Annotated in this window: 3 protein-coding genes; all 3 read right to left on the reverse strand. The window is 65.3% G+C overall.

The genetic code is table 11. From position 1 onward, the window contains the following. The coding region (locus VK804_RS28885) for an ATP-binding cassette domain-containing protein (protein WP_325376590.1) at positions 1 to 388 on the reverse strand (388 nt) is incomplete at its 3' end. 4 nt (positions 389 to 392) lie between these two features. Continuing rightward, positions 393 to 1,295: an ABC transporter permease gene (locus VK804_RS28890; RefSeq protein WP_325376592.1), complete on the reverse strand. Its 903-nt coding sequence runs from the start codon at positions 1,293 to 1,295 to the stop codon at positions 393 to 395. Positions 1,296 to 1,298: 3 nt separating this feature from the next. Then, positions 1,299 to 2,014 (reverse strand): ABC transporter permease (locus VK804_RS28895; protein ID WP_325376594.1); only part of this gene is annotated, 716 nt, incomplete at its 5' end.

A 2,014-nucleotide genomic window follows, 5' to 3' on the forward strand; every position in this document is an offset into this window, starting at 1 on the left:
CTTCGATCGTCAGACGCGGATTGAGCGAGGCATAGCTGTCCTGAAACACCATCTGCATGCCGCGGCGAAGCTCGCGAAGCGACAGCGCGTGCCCAACCTGCATGCCGTCATAGATGATGTCCCCCGCGTCGCGGGTCATCAGATGCATCAGCAGCCGCGCGGTGGTCGACTTGCCGCAGCCGGATTCACCGACGATCCCGACCGTTTCGCCTTTGGCGATCGAAAACGACACATCATCGACGGCGCGCACCGTCTTGCGCGCGCTGAACAGATCGCCCCGCACCGGGAAGTGTTTTGTCAGTCCATTGACCTGAAGCAGCGGCTGCGCGGCGCCGCCGCGATCCTCGATCGGCGCCAGCATGTCAGCCAAAGGGGTGACTTCATTCATCGTATCAGTTCCGGATGTCCATGGCGCTGCGCATGCCGTCGCTGAGCAGGTTGAAGCAGATCGAGACCGCGAAGATCATCACGCCGGGCAAGGCCGCCACCCAGGGATTGACGTAGATCGCGGTGCGCAGGGTGTTGAGCATCAGCACCCATTCCGGCTCCGGCGGCTTGGTTCCGAGGCCGAGGAATGACAGGCCGGCGGCGAGAATCATCGACACCGAAATCAGGCCGGTGGCGTAGACGAAGATCGGCCCCAAGACGTTGCCGAGCATATGCACGCGCATGATGGTGAAGGGCCGGGCGCCGGAGGCGCGCGCGGCTTCGACGAAATCCATGTTGCGTACGCCGGTGGTGACGCTCTCGGCGACGCGGGTGATCTGCGGCACGAACACGATGTTCAGCGACACGATCGAGTTGACGATGCCGGCGCCGAGCGCGCCGGAAATCGCGATCGCCAGCAGCACCGAGGGAAAGGCGTAGAACACGTCGACGGTGCGCATGATCGCGGTATTGATCTTGCCGCCGACATACCCGGCGACGAGCCCGAGCGAGGTGCCGACGACGAAGGCGAAGATCACGGGCAGGATGCCGACGATCAGCGACAGCCGTCCGCCATAGATCAGCCGCGCCAGCATGTCGCGGCCGAGTTCGTCGGTGCCGAGCGGATAGCCCGCTGTGCCGATGTGGCGCAGCCTGCGGATCATCGAGCCCTGATAGGGATCGGCAAGCCCGAGCCATGGCGCCAGCAGCGCGGACAGGAAGATCAGCGCCAGCACGATGGCGCAGGCCATGCTGACCTTGTCGCGCGTGATGCGGCGCCCGACGGTCGCCCAATAGCCGCGCGCTTTCGAGCCGGGTGCCGCCTGGAGGGCCGCATCGGAGAGCGCGCTGGTCGGGCTGATGCTCAACGCTCAGCTCCGCTTGATGCGCGGATCGATCGCGGCCTGCGCGATATCGACCAGCAGGTTGAGCAGGACGAAGAACAGCGCCAACACCAGGATAGTGCCCTGCAACAGCGGCAGGTCGCGCTGGAAGATCGCCGAATTGAGCAACAGCCCCGAACCGGGCCAGGAGAACACGGTCTCGATCAGGATCGAGCCGCCGAGCATGTAGCCGAGTTGCAATCCCATCACGGCGAGCGCGGTCGGCGCGGCATTCTTGATGACGTGACGAAAAACACGGGTCTCGCGCAGGCCCTTGGCGCGCAACGCCTCGACGAAATCCTGGCTGAGGATATCGCCGGTCAGCGCGCGCACGGTGCGGGTGACGATGCCCATCGGGATCACCGAGGTGGTGATGGCGGGCAGGATCAGATAGCGGATGTGCTCCCAGTCCCAGCCCCAGGCGCCGGAGCCGCCGGGGCCGGCGCCGACCGCGGGCAGCCAGTTCAACTGCACCGAGAAGATGATGACCAGCACCACGCCGAGCCAGTAATGCGGCACCGAGACACCGGCGATCGCGATCGAGGTCGCGACCTTGTCGATCCAGGTGTCGCGGAAATAGCCGGCGATCAGGCCAAAGAACAGACCGAGCGTGAAACCGATCAGCGCCGCCGCGATGGCCAAGGTCACGGTGTTGTCGACCGCGCGCATCACTTCGGATAGCACCGGCCGCCCCGTGGCGATGG

The sequence above is a fragment of the Bradyrhizobium sp. genome (assembly GCF_035484855.1).
GTDB lineage: Bacteria > Pseudomonadota > Alphaproteobacteria > Rhizobiales > Xanthobacteraceae > Bradyrhizobium.